Origin of the sequence: Bacillus sp. FS02, from assembly GCF_024398395.1 — a bacterium.
Lineage (GTDB): Bacteria > Bacillota > Bacilli > Bacillales > Bacillaceae > Bacillus > Bacillus altitudinis.
The window spans coordinates 2,325,656-2,343,073 of record NZ_CP074101.1 but is presented as its reverse complement, the minus strand read 5'-3'; the positions used below and the strand labels follow the sequence as shown (position 1 = coordinate 2,343,073).

21 protein-coding genes are annotated in these 17,418 nt (G+C 40.6%); 14 read left to right on the top strand and 7 right to left on the bottom strand.

The features are described 5' to 3' along the window. Positions 1-111: 111 nt before the first annotated feature. Positions 112-390 carry a sporulation transcriptional regulator SpoIIID gene (gene spoIIID / locus KFQ09_RS11905; protein WP_008343327.1) on the bottom strand — a complete coding sequence of 93 codons (279 nt, stop codon included), beginning with the start codon at positions 388-390 and terminating at the stop codon, positions 112-114. 347 nt (positions 391-737) lie between these two features. On the opposite strand from spoIIID, the gene KFQ09_RS11900 reads away from it, so the two are divergent. The 3 genes from KFQ09_RS11900 (at position 738) to KFQ09_RS11890 (ending at position 3,063) form a co-directional block, all read left to right on the top strand. After that, entirely contained in the window at positions 738-1,151 is a 414-nt protein-coding gene (locus KFQ09_RS11900; protein WP_026050165.1) for a MarR family winged helix-turn-helix transcriptional regulator, read from the top strand. Between the two features lie 15 nt (positions 1,152-1,166). Beyond that, positions 1,167-2,354 (top strand): MFS transporter, encoded by a 1,188-nt coding sequence (locus tag KFQ09_RS11895; protein ID WP_024718734.1) that lies wholly within the window; start codon positions 1,167-1,169, stop codon positions 2,352-2,354. A gap of 109 nt (positions 2,355-2,463) precedes the next feature. Continuing rightward, entirely contained in the window at positions 2,464-3,063 is a 600-nt protein-coding gene (locus tag KFQ09_RS11890) for an undecaprenyl-diphosphatase (RefSeq protein WP_129547934.1), read from the top strand. A gap of 31 nt (positions 3,064-3,094) precedes the next feature. Here the strand turns inward: KFQ09_RS11890 and KFQ09_RS11885 are convergent, their stop codons facing one another. Further along, positions 3,095-4,486 carry an MFS transporter gene (locus KFQ09_RS11885; RefSeq protein WP_060832716.1) on the bottom strand — a complete coding sequence of 464 codons (1,392 nt, stop codon included), beginning with the start codon at positions 4,484-4,486 and terminating at the stop codon, positions 3,095-3,097. A gap of 176 nt (positions 4,487-4,662) precedes the next feature. Here KFQ09_RS11885 and KFQ09_RS11880 point away from each other — a divergent pair, with 176 nt between their 5' ends. From KFQ09_RS11880 to KFQ09_RS11860, 5 genes are all read left to right on the top strand, one after another. Further along, positions 4,663-5,550, top strand: coding sequence for a transporter substrate-binding domain-containing protein (locus KFQ09_RS11880; RefSeq protein WP_255835689.1), 888 nt, complete (start codon positions 4,663-4,665; stop codon positions 5,548-5,550). Between the two features lie 41 nt (positions 5,551-5,591). Beyond that, a complete protein-coding gene (locus KFQ09_RS11875) occupies positions 5,592-6,269 on the top strand; it encodes an amino acid ABC transporter permease (protein WP_081832172.1) in 678 nt (225 codons plus the stop codon). Between the two features lie 10 nt (positions 6,270-6,279). Beyond that, positions 6,280-7,020 (top strand): amino acid ABC transporter ATP-binding protein, encoded by a 741-nt coding sequence (locus tag KFQ09_RS11870; protein WP_045033939.1) that lies wholly within the window; start codon positions 6,280-6,282, stop codon positions 7,018-7,020. 193 nt (positions 7,021-7,213) lie between these two features. Further along, the gene (locus KFQ09_RS11865) at positions 7,214-8,422 is read left to right on the top strand and encodes an ammonium transporter (RefSeq protein WP_008343343.1); all 1,209 of its coding nucleotides are present in this window, start codon (positions 7,214-7,216) and stop codon (positions 8,420-8,422) included. An 18-nt stretch (positions 8,423-8,440) separates the two neighbouring features. After that, a complete protein-coding gene (locus KFQ09_RS11860) occupies positions 8,441-8,788 on the top strand; it encodes a P-II family nitrogen regulator (RefSeq protein WP_007497589.1) in 348 nt (115 codons plus the stop codon). An 85-nt stretch (positions 8,789-8,873) separates the two neighbouring features. Here KFQ09_RS11860 and KFQ09_RS11855 read toward each other — a convergent pair whose 3' ends face one another. Then, entirely contained in the window at positions 8,874-9,770 is an 897-nt protein-coding gene (locus KFQ09_RS11855) for a stage II sporulation protein SpoIIQ (RefSeq protein WP_039165313.1), read from the bottom strand. A 127-nt stretch (positions 9,771-9,897) separates the two neighbouring features. Between KFQ09_RS11855 and KFQ09_RS11850 the strand changes: the two genes are divergently transcribed. Next, positions 9,898-10,395: a GNAT family N-acetyltransferase gene (locus tag KFQ09_RS11850; RefSeq protein ID WP_008343345.1), complete on the top strand. Its 498-nt coding sequence runs from the start codon at positions 9,898-9,900 to the stop codon at positions 10,393-10,395. 234 nt (positions 10,396-10,629) lie between these two features. Here the strand turns inward: KFQ09_RS11850 and KFQ09_RS11845 are convergent, their stop codons facing one another. From KFQ09_RS11845 to KFQ09_RS11835, 3 genes are read right to left on the bottom strand one after another with little or no spacing between them, the layout of a single operon-like run. After that, on the bottom strand, positions 10,630-11,160 hold the full coding sequence (locus KFQ09_RS11845; protein ID WP_039165310.1) for a TlpA family protein disulfide reductase: 531 nt from the start codon (positions 11,158-11,160) through the stop codon (positions 10,630-10,632). Continuing rightward, positions 11,157-11,726: a MauE/DoxX family redox-associated membrane protein gene (locus tag KFQ09_RS11840; RefSeq protein ID WP_255835688.1), complete on the bottom strand. Its 570-nt coding sequence runs from the start codon at positions 11,724-11,726 to the stop codon at positions 11,157-11,159. The genes KFQ09_RS11845 and KFQ09_RS11840 overlap by 4 nt, the downstream gene beginning before the upstream one ends. Before the next feature lies 1 nt (position 11,727). After that, the gene (locus KFQ09_RS11835) at positions 11,728-13,527 is read right to left on the bottom strand and encodes an ABC transporter ATP-binding protein (protein ID WP_017360026.1); all 1,800 of its coding nucleotides are present in this window, start codon (positions 13,525-13,527) and stop codon (positions 11,728-11,730) included. A 98-nt stretch (positions 13,528-13,625) separates the two neighbouring features. On the opposite strand from KFQ09_RS11835, the gene KFQ09_RS11830 reads away from it, so the two are divergent. Then, positions 13,626-14,135, top strand: coding sequence for a hypothetical protein (locus tag KFQ09_RS11830; RefSeq protein WP_017360027.1), 510 nt, complete (start codon positions 13,626-13,628; stop codon positions 14,133-14,135). A 48-nt stretch (positions 14,136-14,183) separates the two neighbouring features. Here the strand turns inward: KFQ09_RS11830 and KFQ09_RS11825 are convergent, their stop codons facing one another. Next, positions 14,184-14,582, bottom strand: a complete 399-nt coding sequence (locus tag KFQ09_RS11825; protein WP_007497596.1) for a hypothetical protein — start codon at positions 14,580-14,582, stop codon at positions 14,184-14,186. Between the two features lie 619 nt (positions 14,583-15,201). Here KFQ09_RS11825 and KFQ09_RS11820 point away from each other — a divergent pair. The 4 genes from KFQ09_RS11820 to rpsN all read left to right on the top strand — a co-directional run bounded on the left by KFQ09_RS11820 (position 15,202) and on the right by rpsN (position 17,374). Then, entirely contained in the window at positions 15,202-15,522 is a 321-nt protein-coding gene (locus tag KFQ09_RS11820; protein WP_255835687.1) for a hypothetical protein, read from the top strand. Between the two features lie 140 nt (positions 15,523-15,662). Then, complete coding sequence (rpmG, locus tag KFQ09_RS11815) at positions 15,663-15,812, top strand: 50S ribosomal protein L33 (protein ID WP_003214771.1); 150 nt, start codon at positions 15,663-15,665, stop codon at positions 15,810-15,812. A gap of 79 nt (positions 15,813-15,891) precedes the next feature. Beyond that, positions 15,892-17,088, top strand: coding sequence for a GTP-binding protein (locus KFQ09_RS11810; RefSeq protein WP_255835686.1), 1,197 nt, complete (start codon positions 15,892-15,894; stop codon positions 17,086-17,088). A 16-nt stretch (positions 17,089-17,104) separates the two neighbouring features. After that, positions 17,105-17,374: a 30S ribosomal protein S14 gene (gene rpsN / locus KFQ09_RS11805; protein WP_008343369.1), complete on the top strand. Its 270-nt coding sequence runs from the start codon at positions 17,105-17,107 to the stop codon at positions 17,372-17,374. Positions 17,375-17,418 lie beyond the last annotated feature (44 nt).

Below are 17,418 nucleotides of genomic sequence, written 5' to 3'. Positions count from 1 at the left end.
ATTTGCAGAAAAAAAGATATTTCTTTACAAAAGTCTTTACAAAATTTGTGGTTAGAAACTACCGATAAGAGGAAGATATATATATCATGTTTATGAACAAAGAACTAAAGCTTACTGTTTTACAGGCTCACCTTCTAAAATTTCTTCTTTTTTATACTTTAACTTTGTGGCTTCTCCCCCTCGCAGGTGACGGATTGATTTATGATAATCCAGTATCTCCTTCACTTCGTTAGCCAGATCTGGATTAATTTCTGGCAGTCTTTCTGTTAGATCCTTGTGTACAGTACTTTTAGAGACTCCAAATTCTTTCGCAATTACACGAACGGTTTTCTTTGTCTCCACGATATACTTTCCTATCTTGATTGTTCGCTCTTTGATGTAATCGTGCACACCACTCGACCTCCCTAAAATGGATGTGAGAAGTGTGAAATGAGATCCGTATCAATATTATCCATTTTCAGCGGCGCTTGTTCGTCTTAATTTCTCATCCATTAGGTAGCAAATGCCAAACACGATCCCTCACCTCAAACACTCTCTTTGTCAGGTTTGTAACAGTGTATTAGCATTGCATAGGGAATATGCTAAAAATGAAGATGGGACAAGGGATTTATCAGAAAAGACAAAACAAAAAATCATTTCGAGTGCCGAAAATTTTCACTTTACAAGCATCGGTGTAACACGTAAAATAGGAAAGGTGATTTTATTTACCTAGATAAATAATGAATAAAGGTGAGCCTATGGATACGTTAAACAGAGAGTGTTTACATCAAATACATCAAAGCGCGCGGCTGCTGTCTAAAAAAGCGAACGAAGCGCTTGCTGCTTATGACTTGTACATGTCCCAGTGGACTGTACTTTTTTGTTTGGATACATTCGGTCCTAAAACGCAAAAAGACATTTGGACCTATTTGAACGTTGAAGCACCGACGATTACCAGAACCGTGACGCGTCTAGAAGCAAACGGCTGGGTGAAACGAGTCCAAGGAAAAGACAAACGTGAGAATCTCATCGTCATGACAGACGATGCAAAAGCAAAGTTTAAAAAAATCAAACAGACGATGGAACAATTTGAAGAAGAATGTCTTTCAGATTTTACCTACGAAGAAAAACAACTCCTCCATACACTTTTACACAAATTATCAACTGAATAGGAAGTGACTTACACCATGAACGAACGCATTTGGACAAAAGACTTTATCATGATTGTCCTGGTGAATTTATTTACATTCACCTCTTTTTATGCCCTTTTGACACTACTCCCCATATACACAATGGATGAATTAAATGGAACAGAATCACAGGGCGGCCTCCTTGTGACGGTCTTCTTATTATCAGCAATTGTGACAAGACCATTTTCAGGGGCCATTATTGAGAAATTCGGCAAGAAACGCATGGCGATTTTTTCTTCAACGGCTTTTGCCCTGCTCACTTATTTATACATTCCAATTGATCAATTCCAAACACTTCTCATGTTGCGTTTCGTGCAAGGAATCTTCTTCAGCATTTTGACAACCGTAGCAAGTGCTATTGCAGCTGATATGATTCCGAAACATAAACGAGGAGAGGGTCTTGGATACTTTGTGATGTCGATGAACCTCGCCGTGGTCATCGGTCCGTTTATCGCACTGAATCAAGTCGGAAAAGTAGGATTCCATTCTTTATTTCTGCTCTTTTCCATCATCGTCTCCATCGGCGCAGCTTTCACGATGCTGATTAGACAACCAGAGCCTGAAAACGGCGGAAGTGTCATCTTTCGATTCACTTTTTCTCACCTGTTTGAAAAAGGTGCTTTAAAAACGGCAGCAGTTGGAATCATTATCTCCTTCTGTTACTCGCCGATCATTTCATTTATTTCAGTCTATGCCAATTCACTTCACCTGATGGGTGCAAGCAGTTATTTCTTCATTGTTTTTGCAGCTGCAATGCTTGGATCACGTCCATTTACAGGCAGACTGTTTGACCGAGTCGGGCCTCATATTGTGATCTATCCATCTATTGCTCTCTTTGCGATTGGTTTATGGATGCTGACCGCTACCCAAACAGCCACCATGCTTCTTTTATCCGGCGCTGTCATCGGCCTTGGCTACGGCTCTTTGGTGCCATGTCTACAAACACTTGCGATACAGCACTCACCAGCACACCGTACAGGCTACGCCACAGCAACTTTCTTTACCTTGTATGATACGGGGATTGCCGCTGGATCCTTTGTCTTCGGACTGCTTGTCAGCTTCACAGATTTTTCAAATGTATATCTCATTGCTGGCGTTGTCGTGTTACTCAGCATGGGCGTTTTTTATTGGAGCGAACGAAAACCGCAAGAAGCAAAAGCACAAAAGGTTTCCCTATCAGAATAGGATACTGTTTTAAACTTCACTGAAAACATGCTAAAATATAGGATATTTCAAATGAACAGATAGGTCTTTTGAAAAATAGTTGGCGTTAAGCGAAAGTATAGGTGATGTTTTGAATTACGAATTGTTTAAAGTCATACACGGGATGGCTCATCATTCTGAGTTTTTAGATCAGACCATGATTTTCATTACGAAAAAGGCCATTCTCGTATATGCCCTCGTCTTATTGATTTGCTGGTTTTTAGGTAATCACAAATTTAAGAAGCATGTCTTCTTTTCCGGTGTAACAGGCATCGTGGCACTCATCGTCAATTTTGCCATTACACTGTTTTATTATGAAGAGCGGCCGTTTGTGGCGCACAAAGTCGACACACTCATCCCGCACTCAGCAGACGCTTCCTTCCCAAGTGACCACACAACAGGTGCACTGGCTCTTTCACTAGCCATTCGATCCCGTAATAAAAAACTCGGCAATATGTTGCTTGTTTTTGGATTACTGACAGGGTTCTCCCGCATCTGGGTCGGTCATCATTATCCATTTGATGTATTAGGCAGCTTGATCGTATCGATTGTGGTTGTCTTTATCATGAATAAATTATGGAAGTTCTTTGACTCTCCTATTGATCGTATCGTGACATTTTACGAGAACATTGTGGGCAAAATTTTCAGAAGGAAGCAAAAGGACCAAGGATCAGACCTGTCCAACTCTTAAGCGGCTTGCGATAAAGTATGGAAGACCTCTTCTACTTTATCCCAGCCGCTCTTTTCATTGTTTGTTTTCCTCTGACCATACTCGAAAAATAAAGGCTGACGCTAATGCCGACAAGGGAAATCATGATCAATGTCCAGCCTAATTGTTCAAAATGAGAACCTGCAATTTCCTCACCAAACAGCATGCCAAGCACGGCAGATGACAGAATGGAACCAAGGTACCTGCATGTTTGAAAAAGCCCAGAGGTCGTGCCAATCATTTGTTGAGGGCTCGCTTTTAACATCGCAGCTTGAAGCGCAACATTTCCAATCCCGTAACTGAGTCCAAGCAAAGCAAGAACCAGTCCTTTCCCCCAGAATGGCGCAGGAATAAAAAAGAAAGTCATGGCGGAAGCGCCGGCCAGCATCAGCACAGCACTTGCCAAAACAGGGTGCCGTTCATCGCCGCGATCTACCCACTTGCCAGTCAGCGGCGATACCATAATGCTCACGCCAGACATGCAAAGCATAAAGAGACCCGTCATCTCCACACGCCAGCCCAATTCATCTTGAAAATAACTTGGCAAGCCAAAAAAGAGACAATAGAAGAAAATATTCAAAATGATAAATTGCACATACACAAGTGAAAGCCGTTTCTCCTGCCTGAACATCCGAATTTGGATAAATGGTTCATCCACCTGATATTCCCACCATATAAAAGCACCCGCACTCACAAGACAGAGAATGCCCTGTACATACTGAATACCATCAGATAGTGATAATAAAAAAGAAAGCAAAAGGACAATACAAACTGTAAATAGAAACATCCCTGGCAAATCAAGCTTTCGGACAGTGTCTCCGATACGCAATTTTTTCTTCTTCTCCTTAGGAAACAAGGAAAGGCCTAGAAAAAAACTGATCAATATGAATGGCAGATTCACTAAAAAGATCGCCGGCCAGCTGCCGATCGTCATCAAAAACCCGCCAAGTGTCGGACCAAGTGCTGTCATCGCTGAAGCAAAAATAGACAATACCGCTAAAGCAGAAGCTTGTCGTTCCTTCACATGATCCCGAATCAGTCCAACACCTGAAGGATAGATCGCACTACTTCCAATCGCCTGAAGAAGCCGGATCACAATCAGCACCGCAAAAGTCGGGGCAAACGGCGCACAAATGGCTGAGACTGCCACTAGAACTAGTCCAAATAAAAATAAAGTTCTCCGGCTCATCACATGATCTCCAATTCGTCCACTCACCGGCTGCGTGACCGCACTAGCCAAATAAAAGGTTGAAATGAGCCAAGATACCGTCGTAAATGACAAACCGAACTCATGCTGAATTTGATGCAAGGCTAAAGAAATCATCGAGGAATTCAGTGGATTTAACATCGTGCCAAAAGCAATCGCCGTTAAAAAGACTTTTCGGTTGTTTTTCCATTTGATCATACACCCGCCCCCTTCTTTTGACATACACGTTCTTTGTCTATCTCCTCGTTATTATGAGATTCATTTCCCTTTTTTACCCTTAGCAATTCAAGTTCTCTCTCCGAAAAGCAAGACATACATTCTAAAAAGGGCAAGTGTTGGAAAAGCGCATATAAAATTGAGAATATGAGGAACAAATGGTAAGATGCTACACATATTTAAAAGCCTACTTTCTCCTTATACGGAGAACGGCTGAAAAGGAGGAGAAGCTTATTATTAAAAAAAGACGGTTTTGGGTCCCAGCCCTTTTCTCGGTTGCAGTATTACTTCTGTCTTCGTGCGGTTCAAATGAAACAAATGGGAACGGAGATAAACGTAATTCTACAGCGAAAGGGTCGCCGATTTTGGAAGATGGGAAATTTATTTTTGCAGCATCAGGTGAATTCCACCCATTCAGTTACATGGATGGAAACCAGATGTCCGGCTTTGATATTGATGTCGGCAATGCGATTAGTGACAAGATGGGCCTAGAGCCTGTACAGAAAAAATATAAATTCGCAGGCATCGTCGAAGGCGTCAAAGCAGGTAAATTTGATGCGGCCGTTGCAAGTCATACCATCAACGAGGAACGAAAAAAACACGTCCTTTTTTCTCAACCGTATTACTACTCCGGTCCGCAAATCTTCACAAGACCCGGCGCAGACATTCACAGTGCAAATGACTTAAAAAACAAAGAAATCGCTGTCTCTAAAGGTTCGTCCTATGCGGATATTGCCAAAGAACATAGCGGGCAGGAACCAAAATATTACGACAGTGATGTTGTCGCTTTAGAAGCACTAGCCAACGGCAAACACGATGCGGTCGTCACTGATTTTGCCACAGGTGCAGAAGCCATGAAGAAAAAACTTAAAATTGAAGCACAAGAAAGACTCGGGCAAAGTGAGCAAGCAATCGCTGTCTCTAAAGACAATAAAGAGCTCATAAAAGAAATCAACGATGCGATTGACGCACTTAGAAAAGACGGAACATTAAGACAAATTAGCGAAAAGTATTTTGACGAAGATATTACCGTCAAACAGGATTAAAACCACGATTGTGCGCCTTTCTCTAGGCGCACTTTCTTCAAATGGAGATGATTGTTTTGCCTACCTTATCACACTTTTTTCAAACGCTGATTGATTCTAGAGGCGTTTTCTTAGAAGGAATGCTGCTCACCTTACAACTCACTGTCATCAGTATTTTCATCGGCATGTTCATCGGGCTTTTCTTTGCCTTACTAAAAATATCCCACGTAGCCGTTTTCGGTTATATCGCAAATGCCTATATCTTCCTTGTACGCGGGACACCACTCATTGTGCAGATTTTTATCCTGTATTTTGGGCTGACAGAATTAAATATACCCGACTTTTGGGCAGCCTCTATTGCGCTTGCCTTCCATAACGGTGCCTATATAGCAGAAATATTTAGAGGTGCGATTCAATCAATCGATCAAGGTCAAAAAGAAGCAGGACGTTCTCTTGGCATGGGGCGATTTCTAACCATGAGACGTATCATTCTCCCGCAAGCGATGCGGCGTGCCCTTCCCCCGCTCGGCAATCAGTTTATCATCGGCTTAAAAGATTCATCACTTGCTGCCTTCATCAGCGTCAATGAACTCTTTAACATAGCCACCACTCAAGGCTCCAACAGTTTTGACAACATGACGTACTTACTTGTCGTGGCTGTCTATTACTTAGTTCTTGTCCTGCTGTTAACATTCGCTGTGCAAACCGTTGAGAAAAAACTATCAGTCAGTGATCATTAGGAGGAGAAGCATGACAGAATCAAAAGAGATCATTCGTGTTGAAAAACTGAATAAACACTTTGGAGAACTGCATGTCTTAAAAGATATCGACCTCACTGTATATGAAAATGATGTCGTCGTCTTAATTGGTGCAAGCGGCTCTGGGAAAAGCACCTTACTCCGTTGTATGAATTTTTTAGAAATAAAAAATGACGGTCAGATCATCATTGATGGCAGTCCCGTTCATCCAAAACGAGATCAATTAAACGAAATGAGGCAGAAAATAGGCATGGTGTTTCAGCATTTTAATCTCTTCCCGCACAAAACCGTGCTTGAAAACATCATCGAAGCACCGGTTATGGTGAAAAAAACAAAGAAAGCACAAGCGATAACTGAAGCCAATGTCTTATTAGAGAAAGTCGGACTAGCGGATAAAGCAAAAGTGTACCCTTCAAAGCTATCAGGCGGTCAAAAACAGCGCGTTGCCATCGCACGAGCTCTCGCCATGAAGCCCGATGTCATGTTATTTGACGAGCCTACTTCTGCGCTGGACCCAGAGCTTGTAGGCGAAGTGCTGCAAACCATGAAAAGTCTTGCCAAAGAAGGCATGACAATGGTCATCGTCACTCATGAAATGGGCTTCGCAAAAGAAGTAGCTGACCGAGTTGTTTATATGCATGAAGGACGAATCGTCGAACAAGGTACCCCATCAGAATTATTTGATTCTCCTCAAGAGGAGCGAACCAAATTGTTTCTCAGTTCGATTTTATAGGTCAAACGCCCTTTATTTTTCGTGATTCATGCACGTTTATTCTCATTTTTTACGAACTTTTCATCCATTTATATTGATAATGACCAAAAAACCATGTTAGATAAACTTACATGAATATGTTATATATGACTTTTCTCTCTATAATGAAGAATTAAGAAATCTATTAATTCTGAATGATTCGGGGGAATGCAGCATGCAAATGGGTGATACAGTATTTATGTTCTTCTGCGCACTACTCGTGTGGTTAATGACACCGGGTTTAGCCTTATTCTACGGAGGACTTGTGAGAAGTAAAAACGTGTTAAGTACGACAATGCACAGCTTAACCTCACTAGCCATTGTCTCTATCGTCTGGATCGTGTTTGGCTATTCACTGGCCTTTGCGCCAGGCAATGCATGGATCGGAGGCTTTGACTGGGTTGGACTAAAAGGCGTTGGCTTTGAACCTGGTTCATATAGTGACACGATTCCACATTCATTGTTCATGATGTTCCAAATGACCTTTGCCGTCCTCACAACAGCCATTATCTCTGGTGCGTTCGCTGAACGTATTCGTTACTCAGCGGTGGTCGTGTTTACACTCCTTTGGGTCACATTTGTATACGCTCCAGTCGCACACTGGGTATGGGGCGGCGGCTGGATTGGAGAAATGGGAGCACTTGATTTCGCCGGCGGAAACGTCGTCCACATATCATCCGGTGTGGCTGGTCTAGTCGTAGCCATTGTTCTCGGGAAGCGAAAAGAAGCGGCAAGTTCTTCTCCGCATAACTTGATCTACACACTTCTTGGCGGAGCTGTGATTTGGTTTGGCTGGTTTGGGTTTAACGTAGGAAGTGCCCTCACATTAGACAGTGTCGCCATGTATGCCTTTATTAACACCAATACAGCAGCTGCTGCAGGAATCATCGGCTGGCTGTTAGTCGAATGGATGATCAACAAAAAACCAACGATGCTAGGTGCAATCTCTGGCGCCATTGCAGGCCTAGTAGCGATTACACCTGCCGCAGGTTTTGTCACACCATTTGCTTCGATTATCATCGGAATCATCGGCGGAATCGTTTGTTTCTGGGGCGTCTATTCACTCAAAGCCAAGTTCGGCTATGACGATGCACTGGATGCATTCGGTCTGCACGGAATCGGCGGTACGTGGGGAGGCATTGCTACAGGCCTTTTCGCCACTACATCTGTCAATGATGGCGGAGCCAACGGCTTATTTTACGGCGATCCAAGCTTACTTTGGAAACAAGTTGTCGCCATCGTGGCCACATACGTCTTTGTTGCAGTTGTCACATACGTGATCATCAAAGTCGTCAACATCTTCTTCAAGATTCGCGCAACTGAAGAAGAAGAATCAGTCGGTCTTGATTTAACGATGCACGGCGAAAAAGCATATCAAGATTAAAGAAAAAGGGGTGTCTCTATGAGCAAAATGTATAAAGTGGAGATTGTCACACGTCCAGCTAATTTTGAAACATTAAAGGTGGAGCTTGGAAAGATTGGTGTCACCTCGATTACCTTTTCCAATGTGCACGGCTGCGGATTACAAAAGGGACATACGGAACTATACCGTGGCGTCAAAAAGGAAAGCAATGTGTACGAACGTTTAAAGATTGAAATCGTCTTAAGCAAAGTACCTGTTGAACAGGTCGTGGAAACGGCTCAAAAGGTACTTCGTACAGGCGAACCAGGGGATGGGAAGATTTTTATATATGAGATAGAAAATACAATCAACATTCGGACAGGTGAAGAAGGACCTGCCGCCTTATAGCATCCCTCCGCCATATGGCGGAGGTTTTTTTAAAGACAGAAAAAAACCTCTGTGCATTTATCTACACAGAGGATCTGACATGACATTAAGATTGTTTTGTTTCTTCTGACTGACTGCGGTCTTTAGAGGAATCAGAAGACTTTTCTTGATCAGAGGATTTCCCCTTCTCATCAGACTTATCTTCAGATTTTTCTTCAGCCGGCTCTTTTGCCTTATCGTCAGCAGCAGGTTCCTTCGTTTTTTCATCAACTTTTGGCTGAGCAGGTTCTTTTGCTTCTTCTGTCACTTCTTGCGCTGCTTTTTCAATGGAAGAAACAGGCTTATCAATGAAGCTAAGTGGATTAAGCGCTAAACCTTCCATACGAATTTCAAAGTGAACATGGTTGCCGCTTTCAGCACCATATAGATTCTTACCAGAAGCACCGATGACATCATTCTGCTTTACTTCATCACCTTCTTTTACACTCACTTGAGACAACGATTGATAAACAGTAGACAATCCATCTTCATGTTCAATTTCAACAACGTGACCGAGAACTGGATCTTTTTTCGCCTGAACGACTGTTCCACTAAGAGCAGCTGTGACATCAAACACTTTGCCATCTTTATCTGCAAGATCAATACCTTTGCTTAAGGTATAGGTGTTATTATAGTTTACAAGTGCTGCTTCTTTTTCTTTTTGATCAGCATCTGCTTCATAGAACTTTTTCACGACAGAAACATTCTCAGAATTCTGGACCGGCATAGCGACATTTTCAATTGGCTTTCCAACTTCAACGGCATCATCACGCTGTTCTTGTCCTGTTTGATTTCCATCAGATAGTTGGTCTTTCACATCTTTCGATACAGCTTGATACCAAAGAACGGCTGTTAACACGACCGCTGCGCTGACCAAGTAAATAGCAGGGAATACCCAGCGCTTACGGAAAAATTGCTGAACTTTTGTGATTTTGGAAGTACGTTTCTTTTCTTCCTCTCTCATTTTTCATCACCTCAGCAACATTCTGAACACTTTTCAAAAAATATATACACACGAAATCATTTTTCTTTTTATTTTGCGCAATCGCATCAATAATATGTATGATGAATGAAAAAAGATGGGGGTACATATGGTGAAAACTTTCAACCGCATGGCAACAGAAGATGACCTCAAAGAGATCGTCGATATCTACAATTCTACGATTGCTTCAAGAGAAGTAACGGCCGATACAGAACCTGTTACAGTAGAAGACCGCCGTCAGTGGTTTTTGAATCATTCAGAGAAACGTCCTCTCTATGTGAAAACAGATGAGGAAGGAAATATCTACGGCTGGCTCAGTTTTGAAACGTTTTACGGCAGACCTGCATACAACGGTACTGTTGAAATGAGTATTTATTTGAACCAAAACTATCGTGGAAAAGGTTTAGGGTCATTGTTCTTACAAGAGGCGCTTGAATTGGCACCCTCATTAGGCATCCGAACGTTACTTGCCTTTATTTTCGGTCACAACGAAGCCAGCATCAAATTATTTAAGAAGCACGGCTTTGAGACTTGGGGACATTTGCCACGCATCGCAGAAATGGACGGAAATCGGTACGACTTAGATATTTTAGGAAAAGAATTATAAACGGAGCGTCTCTTGAAGAAAGAGACGCTTTAGATTGTTGACAAAGGGCTAAAATGAACTTGATTTTAGCCCTTTGTCTTCTTTTCATCGTGATAGAAAACCTTTGCAGTCTAGGAAGGACGAGTACTGGTGCGGAGCGAATTTCACATTCGTGAGCACCAGCACGCAGGACTGACAAAGAATGCGAGGGTTTGTCTACACGCTGGAGCGTCTCTTGAAGAAAGAGACGCTTTTTTATGAAGCATGCACCAACTGCTCAAATTGCTTCGCATTTTGAAGCGATTTTCTTTTCAGAATGATACCATGTTCATCAATCAGAAGCGCTTGCGGAACAACTGTTACTCCATACAACTCCATAATTTGTGATGAGCGCATATAAACAGCTTGCTCCGGCAGCAATTGAAGAAGCGAGGCATCATCGGCTTGTTCATCTCCATTTATAACAATCACATGAGCATCATCATGTGAAGTTTGAGGCTGCAAATCAGACAAAATACTTTTACAAGTCATACAAGTAGAATTCACAAATAACAGCATCACAGCTCGCCCATTTTGCAAATACTCCTTCAAGATCACCTTTTCACCTACATGCGAATAACTGCGAAATAACGGAGCCGGGTCACCAATATCCGCTTCCTTCAATTCAATTCCATCAAGGGACTTTATTTTATTCATAAATCTCCCGATAAAACGGGCAAGCAAAAACACGACAGCCAGCTGGGCAATGACAATTAATAACACAATGATTAATAAAATATCTGTCATTTCATTTTATCTCCTTCTATAATTGATTCATCTGCAAACTGGAATGAGTCGATCCACTTTCGCTTCAATAGCACAATTTCTTGGCTGACCGCTATGATCAAACAGACAGCCGCTGCAATGAGAAAACAAATCATTTTCAACCGCAATGAAATCATTTCAACACTAGGATGTACATAATATAACCCTGCCACAAGAGTAAGCATCAGCAGATTGCGAATCACAATCCCCCAATGCAGGCGATCGTTTTCCAGTAATCCTCCACAACCGCACGAAATATCACGATGCCCCCTCATTAAATTGAACGTAACCGCTCCAGTATAAATACATAACAGGGCTGTAAGGCCAATTGCAGGCAGGATAGACATGTTCCATATAAACAAATGAATCAAACAAACCAACTCAATCGACAAAAACACATAAAACATGGGTGCCGCGAAAGAAGGCGGCAGCAGCCGATAAGCATTGATCTGCTGAACATGTGCCTTCTGTTTCCTTGCTTTATCCAGCCATGCACCTGCAAAAATGATTCCTAGTAAATAGACGCCTATGAAATAAAAGACACTCACCTTACACCATCTCCTTTTGTTGAAATAGTTGAGATTGTGCCTCGTAAAGCCTTCTGTACTCTCCGTGCAACGCCATCAGTTCATCATGGTTGCCCTCTTCAATAAAAGCACCATCTTTCATGACGATGATACGGTCTGCTAAGCGGGCCGCTCCCATACGATGTGTAATAAACAAAACACCTTGATCCTGCGTATGATCGAACAACTTTCGAATGAGTGAGATCTCCGACAATGGATCGAGAGCAGAGGTCGGTTCATCTAAAATAATAAAATCACTTTCTCTAAAGAAGGTTCTCGCCATCGCAAGCTTTTGCCATTGTCCGCCAGACAATTCATGTCCCTCTTCAAAAAAGCGACCTAGCTGCGCATCATATGTGTCTTCCATTTCATTAATTCTTTTCTCTATACCTGCTTGACGGGCGGCTGAAATCAACCGCTCTTCCTCTTCTATATCATCAATACGGCCAAACCCTATGTTTTCTCTCACAGTGAATTCGTACTTCATAAAATCTTGAAAAAGAACAGCCATTCTCGCATGATAGGTCTTTTTATGGATGGTGGAAATATCCTCTCCATTGACTTTGTGCATATTCTGTTGATCTGGATCGTATAAGCCGGTTAAACATTTGATTAAAGTGGTTTTACCGGACCCATTATCTCCTACTAATGCAATTCGTTCACCTTTATTCATATGAAAATGAATATGCTCAATCGCTGGTTTTTTCATATTCGGATAAGTAAAAGAGAGATTGTCTAATGTAATGGACTGGATATGCTCAATTCCCTGAAGCGACGCTGCCTCTTCCGTCTGTTCATGCATTTCCTCTTCTCTCTTTAGAAAAGCTCTCATTTCATCAACATATAGGCTCGTTTCATATAAACTAGAACATTCCCTCGTTAAATCTTGAAACCCACTTTGAATGTTTTGTACAGCTTGTAGCACTGCAACAAACGTACCCGCAGCTAATTTTTTTTGAAAAATAAGAAAGACAATCAATAAACCACAGCACACATAGGCCAATGTCATGAGCAACCCGCCTGCCATCTCCCAGCGCACTTGGCGTTTCAGCAAATTATATTTTTCATCTGCACTTTTAACGTAGTGACCTCTCCACTTTTGAAGAAGATAATTCCCTATTCCATATAAACGAACTTCCTTTAAAGAATCTCGCTGTGCGACGAGATCAGATACATACATTTCTCTTCGATCATTAGCCGTTAACAAACGATTTAATCGATAACGTGCGCCTCCAAAGAAAAGTTCAATCCATAATACAGGCAAGGTAAACAAGAACAATATGACCGCTAAGCCCCAATGAATACCGATCATATAAATAAGAAGTGATACAACAGTAATCAACGCGCTCATCATTGTAAAAATACTTCTCACCATACTGAGAACATGCTGATGACTGTTCATCACACGTTGACTTTCATTGTAAAAGGACGGGTGCTCAAACGTAATAAACGGCAGTCTTATCGCTTTTTGAAGCAATTCACCTTTCAAATGCAGACCAATCAGATTTGTCGCTTTCTGTTGACTAAGCTGAAGAATGAATTGAAGTCCATATCCTAAAATCACAATGACCATTTGCAGTCCAAATAACCACAAAACCTTTTGGATGTCACCTGAAGACGTCATAAATAAAATAATTTCATTAATCAAAGTTTGAATAATCCAGACACTAGCCAAAGGCATAAAACCAACGATCACTTGAATGAACAAAGTTAAAAGAAGATAAGAACGACTTTTTTTCCAAGTATAGGAGATTGCATATAAACAATGGTTCACTGTACTCATGAGATGCTCCACCTTACACCATTTAGTATAATTGACATATTTTTGATATTTGTAATATGATAGCTTTGCGTAACTTCACTTTGAGAGGACGATATACGATGAATTCAATTTTTCTTATACAGCTCGCTCTTATGATTTGCAGTCTTCTATTAACGGCTGGAATTATCATCTATTTAAAACAACAGATGCAGCTTATCATTTTACCTATAGAACACGTGGGGCAGAAACTTGCGCATCCACTTCTCGAACAGCCATCACCCATTCACATGAATGATCTGCTGCAAACAAATCGTACACAACAATTACTGATCTTCACTGACACAGCATGTCCGCACTGCATTCCATCACTCGAACAATTCCTAGAAACAAAAAAGCAGCGTAAACTAAACGTTTCATTGAGTATTTTGTTGAAAAACGGGCAAAAAAAGGACCAAGAATTATATCGTGATAACGAAACAAACTTGCGAATTATTCCGGTAGACGAACAATTGATAAACGCATTCCAAATTCAGGAGTTTCCGTTCTACATCATGGTAGAAGACAATGATACCATCTCATATGCAGCACCTTTTCCAGACGGTCTTTATTCAAGACTAGCTGCAAACTAAAGATAAATGAGGCATGTGAAGAGCATCAAACACATGCCTCATTTTTTATTACTGTGAATTTGGCTGAACATCCTTCCCTTTTTCCTCTGCAGCGATTTCATTAGCTTCGCTTGAAGCGGATGTTTGTTCCTCAGCTTGTTCAAACTCACTGCGAGCTTCATTTGAAATGTCAACTTGATCACCGTGCTGATTCACAGTAACGGAAGAAGACCCCTCTTTTTGAACCTCTTTCTCTAGTTCCTTTAATTTAGAAACATGAAGCTCTAAATCTTTTCCTTGCTGAACTAAAGTCAGTTGTTGAAATAACGCCTTTCTCTCTTCTGGAGAATGGTCGCCTTGAACAATTTGCGCTGCTTGGGTCAAAAAAGAATTTGATGTATGGCCTGCTTGACGCTTATTTGACGTCTGCATAGCATTTGTTACTAATGAAATTGGAGTTATGCTCATGCGTTCACACCCTAATAAATAAGATACTTAAATTTAGCAGCCACATTTAACGCGTTCTTGGCTAGTACAAATCTCACCTGTGTCACGATCCACATAGTAACGGAAAGTTCCAACGCCTTGAAGGAAACAAGTTGGTGCTGATTGGCAAGAAGTTACCAATCTTTGCAAAATACATCTAGCAGCTGCAGGTTGAACATTGGTCATTTTGTTTAAAATTCGATCTAACATATGAATTCCACCTTCCAATTTTTATGGTAATACAATACAATAATAACCAATTGATAGACAACTAACAACATATTTTGATAAATTTTCTAATTACTTCAAACTACTTTTCTTATTTACGACAAAATTTTTCGATTATAATTGTAGTAATTGTTACTTTTTTCGTATTCGAAAATAATTTATTTATCCATAAAAAGTAAATAAAAGATAGAAATAAGGTCAATTCACTCTTCCTAAAGTACTACTTGCTCAAGTATGATATAGAGTGAATACATAAAGGAGTGAACACAATTGCAACAAACTGAGAAAATCATTCAATCTCTTCATTCAATAACAAAGTGGGGAAAGGTTGGGAGCATCTTTCTCTATATTTCAGGTGGTCTATCCATCCTCAGTGGGTTTTGGCTTGTTCTTCCTGCTGCCATTGGCGTTTTTTCTGATTATGATGGGAATTCATGTCCAAAAATCCGTGAAAGCAGCTGAACAATTGATTCAAGCGCCTGATACTTCTTACGAAGAATTATTGGAACAATATGCTAAAATGATGAAAATGCAAACACTGTTTGCGATTTCAAGTATTGCCGCCGTTATTCTCTCATTCATCGCGATTGTTTTGATGTTTATACTAGGCGGACTAGCCTTTCTCCAAGAACTCCCTACCGATGTCCAACAGTACGAAGATTATTACGAAGAAGAACTTGGTGACTTTTATTAATAGAAAGGGGTATCAATGAAATACGATACCCCTTTTTTATTTGAGTTGGCATAGACTTGATACTAAACTTGACAATCAGCCTTTATCATTTTAAAATACAAATCGTAATCATTACGAAATAAAGGAGGATTATAGCAATTATGCGCGTGAAAATCACCTTAGCCTGTACTGAAACAGGTGACAGAAACTATATCACTACAAAAAATAAACGAACGAATCCAGACCGATTGGAGTTAAAAAAATATTCTCCACGATTAAAGAAATACACCCTTCATCGGGAAACAAAATAATTTTAAGATTTAAATCGTAATCATTACTATATAAGTGAGGCGGCATACAAAATGAGCATGTTCAAAAGGACTAAATCAAATGGATAAAAGAATACCTGTCACAGTTCTAAGCGGCTTTTTAGGAGCTGGAAAAACCACGATATTAAATCATGTTCTTCAGAATCGTAAAGGGCTAAAAGTAGCTGTTATTGTCAATGACATGAGTGAAATAAACATTGATGCGGAATTAGTTAAGCAAGGTGGCGAACTCTCTCGATCAGATGAGAAACTGGTTGAACTATCTAATGGTTGTATTTGTTGCACATTGAGAGAAGATTTATTAATTGAAGTAGAACGCCTTTGTAAGGCTGGGAATATCGATTATATTGTCATTGAATCTACAGGTATTAGTGAACCAATTCCTGTCGCTCAAACTTTCTCTTACATTGATGAAGAAATGGGCATAGATTTGACACGTTTTAGCAGATTAGACACGATGGTAACGGTGGTAGATGCAAACCGTTTCTGGACAGATTTCCAGTCAGGAGAAAGTTTATTGGATCGTAAAGAAGCAGTTTCAGATGATGATGAACGAGAGATTTCCGATTTACTTATTGATCAAATTGAATTTTGTGATGTGCTCATTATCAACAAATGTGATCTTGTATCAGCATCAGAACTAGATCGGCTTGAGCACGTGTTAACCAAACTTCAACCAGAAGCAACCATTATTAGAACCTCTAAAGGTAATGTACAGCCTAGTGATATTTTGAATACTGGTTTATTCAATTTTGAAAAATCTAGTGCTTCTGCGGGCTGGATCAAAGAAATTAATGCTGGACACTCTCAGCATACGCCTGAAACAGAAGAATACCAAATCTCATCTTTTGTTTATGAAAGAAGGCTTCCTTTTCATACTGGCAGACTGAATGCTTGGTTAGATCAAATGCCAGAGCAAATCGTTCGAGCGAAAGGATTTACATGGCTAGCGACACATCATGATTTAACCATTTTAATTTCACAAGCCGGAAAATCTGTGGCAATTGAACCAATCGCATACTGGATTGCTGCCTTGCCTGAGCAAGAACGATCACGGATCTTAAATCAGGAACCAGACATTCTAGATGAGTGGGATGCAGAGTTTGGTGATCGACATACAAAACTTGTCTTTATCGGTGTAGATTTACCTAAAGCAGATATTATTCGTACACTAGATCAATGCTTACTCACACCTGAAGAATTTGTTCAAGATTGGACAACGTTTGAAGACCCCTTTCAATGGAACATACACACTTAAACCAGGAGGGTTTTAAATGGCAAAGAAATCAAAAATTGCAAAAGAAAAAAAGCGGCAGCAGCTCGTTTTGAAATATGCACAATTAAGGAAAGAGCTAAAAGAAAAAGGTGACTATGAAGCTTTGCAGAAACTACCTAGAGACTCTTCACCCACTCGCTTAAAAAACCGCTGTGAATTAACTGGCCGTCCTAGAGGTTACTTGAGAAAATTTAAAATGTCTCGAATTGCTTTTCGTGAGCTTGCCTATAAAGGACAGATTCCAGGAGTGAAAAAATCGAGTTGGTAAAGATTGATTTGATCTTAGCATAGTTCCTGTCAATGTAAAGCAGG